Origin of the sequence: Paraburkholderia sp. Ac-20336 (assembly GCF_017105025.1) — a bacterium.
Taxonomy (GTDB): domain Bacteria; phylum Pseudomonadota; class Gammaproteobacteria; order Burkholderiales; family Burkholderiaceae; genus Paraburkholderia.
In genome coordinates this window covers 1-13782 of sequence record NZ_JAAGPS010000071.1, presented here as the reverse complement: position 1 = coordinate 13782, position 13782 = coordinate 1, and the positions used below count along the sequence as shown (strand labels likewise).

At 64.6% G+C, this 13782-nt stretch carries 12 protein-coding genes and 1 other RNA gene; 8 read left to right on the top strand and 5 right to left on the bottom strand.

Annotated features, from left to right (window positions below; genetic code table 11):
• Window positions 1–197: 197 nt before the first annotated feature.
• The 4 genes from GXB81_RS19840 to trxA all read right to left on the bottom strand — a co-directional run bounded on the left by GXB81_RS19840 (window position 198) and on the right by trxA (window position 3775).
• Complete coding sequence (locus GXB81_RS19840) at window positions 198–461, bottom strand: type B 50S ribosomal protein L31 (protein ID WP_012400355.1); 264 nt, start codon at window positions 459–461, stop codon at window positions 198–200.
• A gap of 200 nt (window positions 462–661) precedes the next feature.
• Window positions 662–1495 carry a M90 family metallopeptidase gene (locus tag GXB81_RS19835; RefSeq protein ID WP_205990132.1) on the bottom strand — a complete coding sequence of 278 codons (834 nt, stop codon included), beginning with the start codon at window positions 1493–1495 and terminating at the stop codon, window positions 662–664.
• Window positions 1496–1919: 424 nt separating this feature from the next.
• Window positions 1920–3188 (bottom strand): transcription termination factor Rho, encoded by a 1269-nt coding sequence (gene rho / locus GXB81_RS19830; RefSeq protein WP_167038483.1) that lies wholly within the window; start codon window positions 3186–3188, stop codon window positions 1920–1922.
• A gap of 260 nt (window positions 3189–3448) precedes the next feature.
• The gene (trxA, locus tag GXB81_RS19825) at window positions 3449–3775 is read right to left on the bottom strand and encodes a thioredoxin TrxA (protein WP_006048864.1); all 327 of its coding nucleotides are present in this window, start codon (window positions 3773–3775) and stop codon (window positions 3449–3451) included.
• Window positions 3776–4308: 533 nt separating this feature from the next.
• Between trxA and ffs the strand changes: the two genes are divergently transcribed.
• The 8 genes from ffs to GXB81_RS19785 all read left to right on the top strand — a co-directional run bounded on the left by ffs (window position 4309) and on the right by GXB81_RS19785 (window position 13048).
• An RNA gene (gene ffs / locus GXB81_RS19820) (signal recognition particle sRNA small type) lies at window positions 4309–4407 on the top strand.
• A 293-nt stretch (window positions 4408–4700) separates the two neighbouring features.
• Window positions 4701–7307, top strand: a complete 2607-nt coding sequence (locus GXB81_RS19815) for a DNA polymerase III subunit gamma/tau (protein WP_205990131.1) — start codon at window positions 4701–4703, stop codon at window positions 7305–7307.
• 83 nt (window positions 7308–7390) lie between these two features.
• Window positions 7391–7717, top strand: a complete 327-nt coding sequence (locus tag GXB81_RS19810) for a YbaB/EbfC family nucleoid-associated protein (RefSeq protein ID WP_008923976.1) — start codon at window positions 7391–7393, stop codon at window positions 7715–7717.
• 259 nt (window positions 7718–7976) lie between these two features.
• Entirely contained in the window at window positions 7977–8573 is a 597-nt protein-coding gene (gene recR / locus GXB81_RS19805) for a recombination mediator RecR (protein ID WP_013089345.1), read from the top strand.
• A 194-nt stretch (window positions 8574–8767) separates the two neighbouring features.
• The gene (locus GXB81_RS19800; protein ID WP_167284860.1) at window positions 8768–10024 is read left to right on the top strand and encodes a CaiB/BaiF CoA-transferase family protein; all 1257 of its coding nucleotides are present in this window, start codon (window positions 8768–8770) and stop codon (window positions 10022–10024) included.
• A gap of 134 nt (window positions 10025–10158) precedes the next feature.
• Window positions 10159–11196: an ABC transporter substrate-binding protein gene (locus GXB81_RS19795; protein ID WP_205990130.1), complete on the top strand. Its 1038-nt coding sequence runs from the start codon at window positions 10159–10161 to the stop codon at window positions 11194–11196.
• A gap of 142 nt (window positions 11197–11338) precedes the next feature.
• Window positions 11339–12151 carry an ABC transporter ATP-binding protein gene (locus tag GXB81_RS19790; RefSeq protein ID WP_167284859.1) on the top strand — a complete coding sequence of 271 codons (813 nt, stop codon included), beginning with the start codon at window positions 11339–11341 and terminating at the stop codon, window positions 12149–12151.
• 72 nt (window positions 12152–12223) lie between these two features.
• Complete coding sequence (locus GXB81_RS19785; protein ID WP_167284857.1) at window positions 12224–13048, top strand: ABC transporter permease; 825 nt, start codon at window positions 12224–12226, stop codon at window positions 13046–13048.
• Between the two features lie 166 nt (window positions 13049–13214).
• Here GXB81_RS19785 and GXB81_RS19780 read toward each other — a convergent pair.
• Window positions 13215–13782, bottom strand: a 568-nt coding sequence (locus GXB81_RS19780; protein WP_205990129.1) for a zinc-binding dehydrogenase, incomplete at its 5' end; no start/stop codon positions are given.

Here is a 13782-nt window from a genome sequence, read left to right as displayed (position 1 = left end):
CGGAGTACGCGCGCGGGAACGCCAAGGAGCGTGTGGCAGTGAGCAGGGCGGTGAGCGGAAGCGGCTACAAGATCGGACACAGAATCGGACACAAACGCGTGCCCAAACGCAGGCGAAAGCAGGCGATACGAAAAAGGGCAGCTCGCGCTGCCCTTTTTTTGCTTCGCTGCCGGCCTGAGGCCGGCGACGATGCGGTATTACTTTGCTGCCTTGCCCGAAGCGCGTGCGCCGAACTTCTTGTTGAACTTCTCGACGCGGCCTGCCGTGTCCATGATCTTTTGCTGGCCGGTGTAGAACGGATGCGATTCCGACGACACTTCGATCTTTGCGAGCGGGTAGGTCTTGCCGTTGAATTCGGCGGTTTCACGCGTCTGGATGGTCGAGCGCGTCACGAACTTGAAGTCGTTCGACATGTCGATGAACAGGACTTCGCGGTAATCCGGGTGAATGCCTTCTTTCATGGTCTTTCCTTTAATCTGGTGGTAGCCAACCCGCGTGCAGCCTCGATAATCGGACTGCCTTCAGGCGCGAGCCACTTGCCTACGGTCGAAAAACCGCGATTATGCCAGAAAATCAGTTGCTTGGCGAATTTTCTGCCAGCGGTTTCTCCTGGCCTTGCCTCGGCTCATTGAATGGCGCCGGCGGCCCCCCGGCGCTGCCATCAAACCGGCGCGAAGCTCAGCCTCACGCGCGCCGGGTCCTGCCGGTAGTAGCGCGCGAGCAGCCGGTACAGTTCCGGATACTCGGCCTCGAACGCTTGCGGCCGCACGAACAGCGCCTCGCTGCACACGGCAAAAAATTCCGATGGATGATCGGCCGCATACGGATCGATCAGCGAGTCGCGCTCGAAACGCGCCCAGCGGTGTTCCGGCACCGCGTCGACCTTCGCGCAGAACTGGTCGTACGCGTGGTCGAACACGTCGGCCCATGCCCCGCTATCGAGCGGCGCGTGCCAGCGGCGCAGCAGCGGCGGGTGGCCGTCCGCTTCGCCGTTCAGCATGTCGATCTTGTGCGCGAACTCGTGGATCACGACGTTGTACGCGTCGGTGCCGTCCGTCATCTGCGCGTCTTCCCACGACAGCACCACCGGCCCGCCTTCCCACGCCTCGCCGCTCGCATCGTGCTCGATCTCGTGGGCCACGCCGTCTTCGTCCTCGACGGTCTTGCGAATCACGAACTCACCCGGATAGACGATCACGCCGACCCAGCCGCGGTACAGATCGAGGCCCAGGTTCAGCACGGGCAGGCAGGCTTGCGCGGCGATGCCGACCGTCATTGCGTCGGTCAGCTCCAGTTCGTGCGCGGTGGAGAACTCCTTTTGCGCGATGAACAGGCTCGTCAGCTCGCGCAGCCGCGCGAGATCGGGCGCATCGAGATGCGCGAGAAACGGCAAGCCGTCGAGCGTGGCCTGCCACAGCGGCTCGTCGATTGCGTAATCGCGCAGCGCGCGCTCGCGGCGGCGTGTGCCGAGCCAGTCGGTGAGTTTCGAGAGCATGGCGTGAGCCTACCTCTAGTCGATCTGTTTTTGCTGCACGGTGAACAGGGCGCCGCGTAGCGCGACGCCGATCAGCGGATTAAAACCGTTGGGCGAAGCCGGAAAGCTTGTCTGCCGCGCGAGCATCCGCGCTGGTCGTGCGACTCGCGAGCGTGTTCCGGTACACCGGATTGTACGGACTCGCGGCTTCCGCGAGGCGACTCCGATGCAGCGTGAACCGATGCCGGTCCGACGCTGATCCCAGCGGCGCGCCGGTGCCGAGCGTGTCGACACTTGAACGGATAGACGGGCATGTTTGATGACGCTGACGATGCGCGGAGCAAGCGGCATAGGCGAAAAAAAACCGCTCGCGGATCGCGAACGGTTTTGCCTTCGATGATGCAGTCGCCAGCCTTTACATACTGCCAGCATGCGTCGTCATGCGTTAGCTGCCGCCACCGCGACGCATCATGTCGAAGAACTCGGAGTTGCTCTTCGTCTGACGGATCTTGTCGAGCAGGAATTCCATCGACTCGACTTCGTCCATGTCGTGGATGAACTTGCGCAGCACCCAGATTTTCTGCAGCACTTCGGGCTTGATCAGCAACTCTTCGCGGCGCGTGCCCGATTTGTTCAGGTTGATCGACGGGTAGACGCGCTTCTCGGCGAGGCGTCGCTCGAGGTGCACTTCCATGTTGCCGGTGCCCTTGAACTCTTCGTAGATCACGTCGTCCATACGGCTGCCGGTTTCGATCAGCGCCGTGCCGATGATGGTCAGCGAGCCGCCTTCCTCGATATTGCGCGCCGCGCCGAAGAAGCGCTTCGGGCGCTGCAGCGCGTTCGCGTCGACACCGCCGGTGAGCACCTTGCCTGAGGCCGGCACGACGGTGTTGTAGGCGCGCGCGAGCCGCGTGATCGAGTCGAGCAGGATCACCACGTCGTTCTTCATTTCGACGAGACGCTTGGCCTTTTCGATCACCATTTCGGCGACCTGCACGTGACGCGCGGCCGGTTCGTCGAACGTGGAAGCGATCACTTCGCCCGCCACCGAACGCTGCATTTCCGTCACTTCTTCCGGACGTTCGTCGATCAGCAGCACGAACAGCTTGACGTCGGGATGGTTCTGTTTGATCGCATGCGCGATGTGCTGAAGCATGACGGTCTTGCCCGACTTCGGCGAGGCGACGAGCAGGCCGCGCTGGCCTTTGCCGATCGGCGCGATCATGTCGATGATGCGGCCCGTCACGTTTTCTTCGCCGCGCATTTCACGTTCGAGCAGCAGCACCTTGTTCGGGTGCAGCGGCGTCAGGTTTTCGAACATGATCTTGTGCTTCGAGGCCTCCGGCGGCTGGCCGTTGACCTTGTCCACCTTCACCAGCGCGAAATAGCGTTCGCCGTCTTTCGGCGTGCGCACTTCGCCTTCGATCGTGTCGCCCGTATGCAGGTTGAAGCGGCGGATTTGCGACGGGCTGATGTAAATATCATCCGTGCTGGCGAGGTAGGACGTTTCCGGCGAACGCAGGAAACCGAAACCGTCCGGCAGCACTTCGAGCGTGCCGTCGCCGAAGATCGTGTCGCCCGCTTTGGCTCGTTTTTTTAGAATGGCGAACATCAATTCCTGCTTGCGCAGGCGGTTCGCGCTTTCGATCTCGAGGCCATTGGCCATCTCGATCAATTGGGACACGTGCAGAGTCTTAAGCTCGGATAAATGCATACGGAGAACCCGCAGGAGAAGGTGCGACGAAATGAAATCTGGGAGGAGGGTGAGCGGAACGCTCAAAGACTTACACGTCTTTTCGACGTTGTGCGGATTCTAGCATAGCACACGCCAATTTCCGCCAGTGCGGCGGCGTGGCCTCTTTCTCGCGGGGCGTGTTGCCGGCTGACAACACGCCCGGTGGGTACGCACGGGTCAGGCGTTCTGGCGGAAGCGCTTGCTGAGTGCCGCGAGTCCGCCTGCGCCGCGGCGTTGCTTTACAGGTTGCCGTCGAGGAACGCGGTGAGTTGCGACTTCGACAATGCGCCGACTTTCTGAGCGGCGACTGCGCCGTTCTTGAACAGGATCAGCGTGGGGATGCCGCGCACGCCGAACTTGACCGGCGTGGACTGATGCTCGTCCACATTGATCTTCGCGATTTGCAGGCGATCTGCGTAATCCTTCGCGACTTCGTCGAGGATCGGCGCGATCATCTTGCACGGACCGCACCATTCGGCCCAGAAATCGAGCAGCACGGGTTTGTCGGATTTCACTACGTCCTGTTCGAACGATGCGTCGCTGATATGTTTGATTTGTTCGCTCATTTATGAATACCTCTATCGGTTCGAGGCCCGCCTGAATTGCTCGCCACGATACGTCAAAAACCGGGAAAACTTCCGTTCGTTTTGCCGCGCCCTGAGTCTTGCCGCGCATGCCTGCGAAAACCCGAAAACAGTCTGAAAAGACACCGGATTTTCACGGAATGAGCGGAAAGACTCGCGTTTGCGGGTCTTTCAACTGGCAGTGTAGCTTAATTCGCTATGCGTTGCCGGGGGCGATAGTACTCACAAAGGCAGTGGGGCCAACGACTGCCGGTGAAGCGCCATCGGGTTCCCTTGATTCCCGTTACTGTGACTGATTGATGTACGGTCATCGCGACGCAACGTAGATGGAGGCGGGCGTGCCGAACTCAAGTGCGGTGCGTGGACGCGATTTCGGCATGTGCTCATCTATATATAGAGAGGCGACGAAGGCAACGAGAGGGCGGGTGTCGCGAAGTGTCTGATCCCATGCGCCGAACTCGCTTTGCTCGTATTAACAGTCGCGCGATGCGCCAAGCAATGATAGAATCTTTCGTGACGGGCCTCCTCGCATGGAGGGATGGTCAACCTGGTCAGGTCGGGAACGAAGCAGCCACAGCCGTTTTCCACCAGTGCCGAGGGTCGGGCTCGTCACCTTCCTCTTCTGTTTTTCCCCGTAGCGGTTTTCTTTCGCGGTTTCTCCGCAGCCATTTCCGGTTTTCGTTTTCATTGCCTGCCGCGTTCGCCTAGAGCATCGTCGTGGTCAATGCGCGCGTCCATCGTGATCGCTCATCGCCGCTTCTTTTTCCGGCGGCCGTCGCGGATGCGGCCGCGAATGTCACCGGCTTTCCACGATGCTTCGTCAGCCTGTCCGAGGGGCGCGGCAACGCGCGCTCGCGCTCGTGTCCGATTCGGTTTTTCGCCGCATCGTTACTGATACAATTTCCGGATGACCTATCAAGTTCTCGCACGCAAATGGCGGCCGAAGGATTTCGCTTCGCTCGTCGGACAGGAGCACGTGGTGCGCGCGCTCACCCATGCGCTCGACGGTGGCCGTCTGCACCACGCCTATCTGTTTACCGGCACGCGCGGCGTCGGCAAGACCACGCTGTCGCGCATCTTCGCCAAAGCGCTGAACTGCGAGACCGGCGTGACCTCGACACCGTGCGGCGTGTGCCGTGCGTGTCGCGAGATCGATGAGGGGCGTTTCGTCGATTACGTCGAGATGGACGCGGCGAGCAATCGCGGCGTCGACGAAATGGCCGCGCTGCTCGAGCGCGCGGTGTACGCGCCCGTCGATGCGCGCTTCAAGGTCTATATGATCGACGAAGTGCACATGCTGACGAACCACGCCTTCAACGCGATGCTGAAGACGCTCGAAGAACCGCCGCCGCACGTCAAATTCATTCTCGCGACCACCGACCCGCAGAAGATTCCGGTCACGGTGCTGTCGCGCTGTCTGCAGTTCAATCTGAAGCAGATGCCGGCCGGTCATATCGTGTCGCATCTCGAACGCATTCTCGGCGAAGAGCAGGTGCCGTACGACGCGCAGGCGCTGCGTCTGCTCGCGCGCGCGGCCGACGGCTCGATGCGCGACGCGCTTTCGCTGACCGATCAGGCGATCGCCTATTCGGCGAACCAGGTCAGCGAGGACGCGGTGCGCGGCATGCTCGGCGCGCTCGACCAGAGCTATCTGATCCGTCTGCTCGACGCGCTCGCGCAGGGCGACGGCGCGGCGGTGCTCGCGGTTGCCGACGAAATGGCGCTGCGCAGCCTGTCGTTTTCGACGGCGCTGCAGGATCTCGCGAGCTTGCTGCATCGGATCGCATGGGCGCAGTTCGCGCCGTCGTCGGTGCTCGACGAATGGCCGGAGGCGGCCGATCTGCGCCGCTTCGCCGAGGCGATGAGTCCCGAGCAGGTGCAACTGTTCTATCAGATCGCGACGATCGGCCGAAGCGAACTGGGGCTCGCGCCCGACGAGTACGCCGGTTTCACGATGACGCTGCTGCGCATGCTCGCGTTCGAGCCGGCGCCGGACGGCGGTGGCGGCGGTGGAACGGCAGGCGCGGGTTCGCAGGCAGGCGGCGCGGGCGCGGCGGGTGCGAAGCGCTCGGGCGCGCCGACGGTTGCCGCGTTGCGTGCGCCGTCGGGATCGTCTGCTGCGGTGGCTCCGTCGGTGCCGGCCGCGGGCACGCGCGATGCGATGCCGGCAGCCGCGGCGGTTCGCGGGCCGCAGGCTGGCGGCGATGTCAGCGGAGATCAACGCGAGGCGGTGAAATCCGCCGCGCCGGTTGTGCAACCGGCTGTGGTCACGCAAACGGCGGCGGCACCGCAATCGTCCGATGCCGAAGTCGTCGGTGAAGGCGAGCCGGTTGCGGCTGAGGGCAAGGCGACGTCTGCCGGCATCGGCGATGCGTCGCCAGCAGCCGCGGAGCGTCCAGTGGCGCCTTGGGAAGACATGCCCACGGGCGAAAACGCCGCCAGCGCTGACTCGGCCGAGTCGGCTTCGCCAGCGCTGACCGATCACGCAGCGCCGGCATCCGCGCCGGCCGCGTCCGCAACAGCCGCGCATGCCGGCACCGGGCAAGCCGCATCGCAGATGCAGGAGCGGGATGAGCCAGAGGAACAGGCACAGCCCACCTCGACAACCGCGCAAGCCGCAGCCGATTCCACTGCGCGTCGTGCCGGCGGCGCGAGCGCCGCACTCGACGTGCTGCGTAACGCCGGCCTCAAGGTATCTTCGGACCGCGGCCGCGCGACTTCGGGCACGGCGCCTGCCGCACCCGCGACACCGAAGCCGGCCACACCGCGCGTAGTCGTCCCGGTGCCGACACCGGGCGCGCCGCGCCGTGCGCCACAAGAGGCGACGGGAACGGCCAGCGCCGCCGCGCAAGCATCGTCGCCGCGCAGCAGCAGCGCGGAGCCGGGCGGCTCGTCAGTCCCGCCGTGGGACGACATGCCGCCCGACGACTACATGCCGGTCTCGGCCGCGGACGACGCCTATTTCGTCCCGCCGGACGACAACTATGTACCCGTATTCGATCGCGGCCCCGACGACGTCCGCATGGACCGCGCACCCGCGAAACCGGCTCCCGCGCCGGTCGTCGATACGCGCCCGCTGCCGCCCGCCGTGCCGCTCGATCCGCTCGGCTTCACGGGCGACTGGCCCGCGCTCGCGGTCGATCTGTCGTTGAAGGGCATTTCGTACCAGCTCGCGTTCAACAGCGAACTGATGGCGCTCGACGGCAACACGCTCAGGCTCAACGTACCGGTGCCGCAATACGCGGAAGCGTCGCAGGTCGCTAAACTGAAGGTGGCGCTCGCCGAGCGGCTCGGCCAGAGCGTCGACGTGCAGGTCGAGGTCGGCCCGGCGCGCCGCACGGCCGCCGCGCACGACGCCGCGCAGCGCGCCCAGCGCCAGCAGGAAGCCGAGCGCGAGATTCGCGCCGATCCGTTCGTGCAGTCGCTGATTCGCGAATTCGGCGCGAGCATCGTCGACGGCTCGATCCGCCCGCTTACCCCGGACGCCGCCAACGGCGCGTCACCGGCCCACTGATCCAACCTGATCCACCCTTTGCGGCGTCGTCGGAGCACGGCGCCGGAACCCCGGATTTCACGCTATCCAGAAGGAGCATGTCCATGATGAAAGGCCAACTCGCCGGGCTGATGAAGCAAGCCCAGCAGATGCAGGAAAACATGAAGAAGATGCAGGAGCAACTCGCGCAGATCGAAGTCGAGGGGCAGTCGGGCGCCGGTCTCGTCAAGGTGACGATGACCTGCAAGAACGACGTGCGCCGCGTGTCGATCGATCCGAGCCTGCTTGCCGACGACAAGGACATGCTTGAAGACCTCGTCGCCGCCGCGTTCAACGACGCCGTGCGCAAGGCCGAGGCGACCGCCCAGGAAAAGATGGGCGGCATGACCGCGGGTCTGCCGCTGCCGCCGGGCTTCAAGCTGCCGTTCTGAATCTGCTGTCACGAGGGCGAATGCCGCGGCGCCCGTCGCCGTGGCGTGCGCGCAGGCGCTGAGACGGCGCGCGACGTGCGCGGGCTGCGGGGACTGAAAGCCCCCGCAGGCATCCGCCGCGCGAAAGGCGAGGCCGAACGTGCCGCCGCCGCGGACGTTGCGAACTTCAACGTCACCGTCGCGCCGAAGCACGCTTCGCGCGGCGCGCCCGCACCTCGATTCGCCCACCAGAGCCTCATCCACTTCGACGCCGATCCGCATGAAACAACCTTCCGCCCTGTCGGCGCTCGTCGAAGCGCTGCGTGTGCTGCCCGGTGTCGGGCCCAAGTCCGCGCAACGCATGGCGTATCACCTGATGCAGCACGATCGCGAAGGCGCCGAAAAACTCGGCCGCTCGCTGCTGTTCGCCACCGAGCATCTGCGCCACTGCGAAAAGTGCAACACGTTTACCGAAGCGCAGATCTGCGAGGTCTGCCTCGATGAAGAGCGCGATCCGTCGCTGCTGTGCGTCGTCGAAACGCCGGCCGACCAGATCATGCTCGAACAGACGATGACCTATCGCGGCCTTTACTTCGTGCTGATGGGGCGGCTCAGTCCGCTCGACGGCATCGGCCCGAAGGAGATTCATTTCGACCGGCTCGTGAAGCGCGCCTCGGATGGCGTCGTCAAGGAAGTCGTGCTCGCGACCAATTTCACCAACGAAGGCGAAGCCACCGCGCACTACCTCGGGCAGACGCTCAAGGCGCGCGGGCTTGCGGTCACGCGTCTCGCGCGCGGCGTGCCGGTCGGCGGCGAACTCGAATATGTCGACGCCGGCACGATCGCGCGCGCGATGCTCGATCGCCGTTCGATGTAGCGCGGCGCGATTGTGCGGTTGCCGTGGCGAAGCGCACTGCTTTTTGCCGTGATTCGCGTTGCCGCCAGCATGAGCAGTGCGAGCGTGAAGAGCGGGAGCAAGCCACGCCGCGGCGGCAACGAAAAGCGCGCGGCCCGACCGCGCACCGCGCGTTCGTTGCCGCGGTTTGGCGCAGAGAGAAGATAAGGAGCCCCATGAGCGCCACCCCCGAAGCAGGCACGAGCGACTCGGCTGGACGCGAAGGCCAGACTCAAACCCAAGGTCCGCTCGCCGGCGTCAAGGTGCTCGAACTCGGCACGCTGATCGCCGGTCCGTTCGCCGCACGTTTTCTCGGCGAATTCGGTGCCGAGGTCATCAAGATCGAAGACCCGAAAGGCGGCGATCCGCTGCGCAAATGGCGCAAGCTGTATCCCGAAGTCGGCGGTACATCGCTGTGGTGGGCCGTGCAGGCGCGCAACAAGAAGTCCGTCACGATCAATCTGAAAGCCGAAGAGGGCAAGGAGATCGTGCGGCGGCTCGCGAAAGAGGCCGATATCGTCGTCGAGAATTTCCGCCCCGGGCTGCTCGAAAAGCTCGGGCTCGGTTATGACGTGCTCTCGGCCGAGAACCCCGGCCTCGTGATGGTGCGGCTGTCCGGTTACGGTCAGACCGGCCCGTATCGCGACCGGCCAGGCTTCGGCGCGATTGCGGAGTCGATGGGCGGGCTGCGCCATATCACCGGCTATCCGGATCTGCCGCCGCCGCGCATCGGCATTTCGATCGGCGATTCGATCGCGGCGCTGCATGGCGTGATCGGCGCGCTGATGGCGCTGCATCACAAGCAGGTGAACGGCGGCAAGGGGCAGGTCGTCGACGTCGCGCTGTACGAGGCCGTCTTCAACATGATGGAAAGCGTGGTGCCCGAGTACGGTGTGTACGGTATGGTGCGCGAGCGCACCGGTGCGTCGCTGCCGGGCATCGTGCCGTCGAACACGTATCCGTGTCGTGACGGCAGCATCGTGATCGGCGGCAATAGCGACCCGATCTTCAAGCGCCTGATGAGCGCGATCGAACGCGACGATCTCGCGAACGACCCGGCGCTCGCGCATAACGACGGCCGCGTGCCGCGCACCCAGGAGATCGACGCTGCGATTGCCGCGTGGCTCTCCACGCGCACGATCGACGAGGCGCTCGCGGTGCTCAACGCGGCCGACGTGCCGGTCGGGCGCATCTACAGCGTGGCCGATATGTTCGCCGATCCGCAGTTCATCGCGCGGCAGATGATCCAGAGTTTCAAGTGGCAGGACGGCCGCGAAATCACGCTGCCGGCGGTCACGCCGAAGCTCTCGGCGACGCCCGGCGAGACGCGCTGGCTTGGTCCCGCACTGGGTGAACATACCGATGAAGTCCTGCAATCGCTAGGTTATGATGCTGACGACATTGCAAGGCTGCATACGCAACAGATCGTTTGACGCAGATCGTTTGAGGCGAACGCAACAGGCGATCCGGGAAGCGGCACGACAGGTGATACGACAGGCGGCGCAAAGAACGCCGCCACGACCGACGCCGGGAAAACCGGACAACAAAAATCTGGAGACAACAGACCATGCAACGCAGAACCTTCCTTGCCGGCGGCGTCGCGCTCGCGGGCGCCACGCTCGCCACCATGCCGCTTGCCTTTGCGCAGGGCAAGCCTGAAACCACGAAGGTGGCGATCGCGGTTGGCGGCAAGAATCTGTTCTACTACCTGCCGCTCACGATCGCCGAGCGCCGCAACTACTTCAAGGACGAAGGGCTCGACGTCGAGATTTCCGATTTCGCCGGCGGTTCGCAGGCGCTGAAGGCGGCGGTCGGCGGCAGCGCGGACGTGGTCTCCGGCGCGTTCGAACACACGCTGCTGCTGCAGGCGCAAAAGCAGTTTTTCCGCGAATTCGTGCTGCAAGGGCGCGCGCCGCAAATCGTGCTCGCGGTGTCGAAGAAGACGATGCCGAACTACAAGTCGATCGCCGATCTGAAGGGCAAGAAGATCGGCGTGACCGCACCGGGTTCGTCGACGTCGATCATGGCGAGCTTCGTGCTCGCGAAAGCGGGGCTCAGTGCGAAGGACGTCGCGTTCATCGGCGTCGGCGCGGGCGCCGGCGCGATCGCCGCGATGCAGTCCGGGCAGATCGACGCGATCGCCAATCTCGATCCGGTCGTGACGCGCCTCGAGCGCGCGGGCGACGTGCGCGTCGTCTCGGATACGCGCACGCTTGCCGATACGCACAGCGTGTTCGGCGGCGATATGCCCGCTGGTTGTCTGTATGCGTCGCAGGCCTTCATCACGAAGAACCCGAACACGACCCAGGCGCTGACCAACGCGATGGTGCGCGCGCTCAAGTGGCTGCAGAACGCGAGTGGCAGCGAACTCATCAACACGGTGCCGGAGAGCTATCTGCTCGGCGACCGCGCGCTCTATCTCGACGCATGGCAGCACGTGCGCGAAGCGATGTCGCCCGACGGCCTGATGCCCGCCGGCGGTCCCGCGACCTCGCTGAAGACGCTGAAGGCCTTCGATCCGGTTGTGCAGAACGCGCAGATCGATCTGTCGAAGACCTGGACCAACGACTTCGTGAAGAAGGCGCTGGCGACCGTCAAGGCATAAACAGGGCGGCGTGCGAGCGCCTCGGGAGCGATCCGGATGGCATGGCGGGTTCTGTCCATGCCACTCCCGGAGCCTTCGCCGCCGCGGCACTCCGCCCGAACCTGAAACCCGACCGATCCCGATCCCCGAAGCGAGCCGAACGATGACCGTTGCCGCCCTGGCGCTGGAAAACATCACCTGCACGTTTGCCGCGCGCGATAACCGCGCGCAGCGCTACACGGCGGTCAAGGACACCACGCTGCGCATCGAGCCGGGCGAGTTCGTCTCGGTGGTCGGGCCGACCGGCTGCGGCAAGTCCACGCTGCTGAACGTCGGCGCGGGTCTGCTGCAGCCGTCGGCGGGTGAAGTCAGCGTGTTCGGCGAAAAGCTCGATGGCCTGAACCGGCGCGCCGGCTACATGTTCCAGGCCGACGCGCTGATGCCGTGGCGCTCGGCGATCGACAACGTGATGGCCGGCCTGTCGTTTCGCGGCGAACCGGCGGCCGACGCGCGCGCGAAAGCCGACGAATGGTTAAAGCGCGTCGGTCTCGGCGGTTTCGGCGACCGCTATCCGCACCAGCTCTCGGGCGGCATGCGCAAGCGCGTCGCGATGGCGCAGACGCTGATACTCGATCCCGACATCATCCTGATGGACGAGCCGTTTTCCGCGCTCGACATTCAAACGCGCCAGCTCATGGAAAACGAGCTGCTCGATCTGTGGGCCGCGAAGCGCAAGGCGGTGCTCTTCATCACGCACGATCTCGACGAGGCGATCGCGATGTCGGACCGCGTCGTCGTGCTCTCGGCGGGACCGGGCACGCATCCGATCGGCGAATTCAGGATCGACCTGCCGCGTCCGCGCGACGTCGCCGAGATTCGCTCGCATCCGCGTTTCGTCGAACTGCATGCACAGATCTGGAGCGTGCTGCGCGACGAGGTGCTGAAGGGGTATCAGCAGCAACTGACCGCCGTATAAGCCTGCCGGGCAGGCGGCCATGCACATCGAAAAAGAAGACGCGTTCAACCATCGTCGAAGGCAAACCAAGTCATGTGGAAGACGTTGCGCCCGAGCCGGGCGAATCTGGTGATCTGGCAATGGCTGCTGCTCGTACTGTGCTTCGTGCTCTGGTACGTGCTGACGAGCCCGACGCTCCTGCCGCCGTTCTATTTCGACGATCCGAACAAGGCCGCGTTCTTCTTCGGCGAGCCGCAGAAAGTGCTGCAACGGATCTGGGAGTGGTTCACGGGCGGCGAAATCTATCTGCATCTGTGGATCACGCTCGTCGAGACCGTGCTCGCGTTCGTGCTCGGCACCGCGCTCGGGCTCGGCGTCGGCCTGTGGCTCGCGCTCGCGCCGGTGGCGAGCGCGCTGTTCGATCCGTACGTGAAGGCCGCGAACTCGATGCCGCGCGTGATTCTCGCGCCGATCTTCGGCGTGTGGTTCGGCCTCGGCATCTGGTCGAAGGTCGCGCTCGGCGTCACGCTGGTGTTCTTTATCGTGTTCTTCAACGTCTATCAGGGCGTGAAGGAAGTGAGCCCGGTCGTGCTCGCGAACGCGCGCATGCTCGGCGCGAACCGCAAGCAGCTGCTGCGCTTCGTTTATCTGCCGAGCGCGATGAGCTGGGTGTTTTCGAGCCTGCATACGTCGGTCGGGCTCGCCTTCGTGGGGTCGGTGGTGGGCGAGTATCTCGGCTCGGCGCGCGGCGTCGGCTATCTGATCCTGCAGGCCGAGGGCACCTTCGACATCAACACCGTGTTCGCGGGGATTCTCGTATTGACCGCGTTTGCGCTGATTCTCGATGGGGTCGTCGGACTCGGCGAGCGGCGCCTGATGAAGTGGCAGCCGCGCACGGGGGATACCGAAAAACTGTGAGGACAGGGCGGGTGTGTGAGGAGTGGGGCACCGCACCGCGCGCAAAAAAACGCACCCGGCCAACACGCGCAAGGGCCGCCAAAAAAACAAACGGCGCGGAGTCTGACAACGTTGTTCAGTCTGCGCGCCGTTTTTCATGCTGCGTCACGGTGTAGCCAAGGCGTAGTTACGGCGTAATCACCACCTTGCCGATCACGCGACGCTCGGCCATGTCGCGCAACGCGCGGCCGGTGTCGTCGAGCGCATAGCGGGCCGACACATAGGGCTTCAACTTGCCTTCGCGAATCCAGCCGGTCATCTGCTCGAACGCCGCCTGATTGCGCTGCGGCTCACGCTTCGCGAAATCGCCCCAGAACACGCCGACCACGCTCGCGCCCTTGAGCAGCATCAGATTGAGCGGCAGCTTCGGAATCTCGCCGTTCGCGAAACCGACCACGAGATAGCGTCCGCGCCAGCCGATGCTGCGAAACGCGGGCTCCGCATACACGCCGCCGACCGGGTCGTAGATCACGTCGGGACCCTTGCCGTCGGTGAGCGCCTTGATGCGCTCGCGCAGGTCTTCGCTCGCGTAGTTGATGGTCGCGTCCGCGCCGTGCTTCACGCAGGTCGCGAGCTTCTCGTCGCTCGACGCCGCCGCGATCACGCGCGCGCCGAGCGCCTTGCCGATCTCGACCGCCGCGAGCCCGACGCCGCCGGCCGCGCCGAGCACGAGCAGGGTCTCGTCCGCCTGCAAC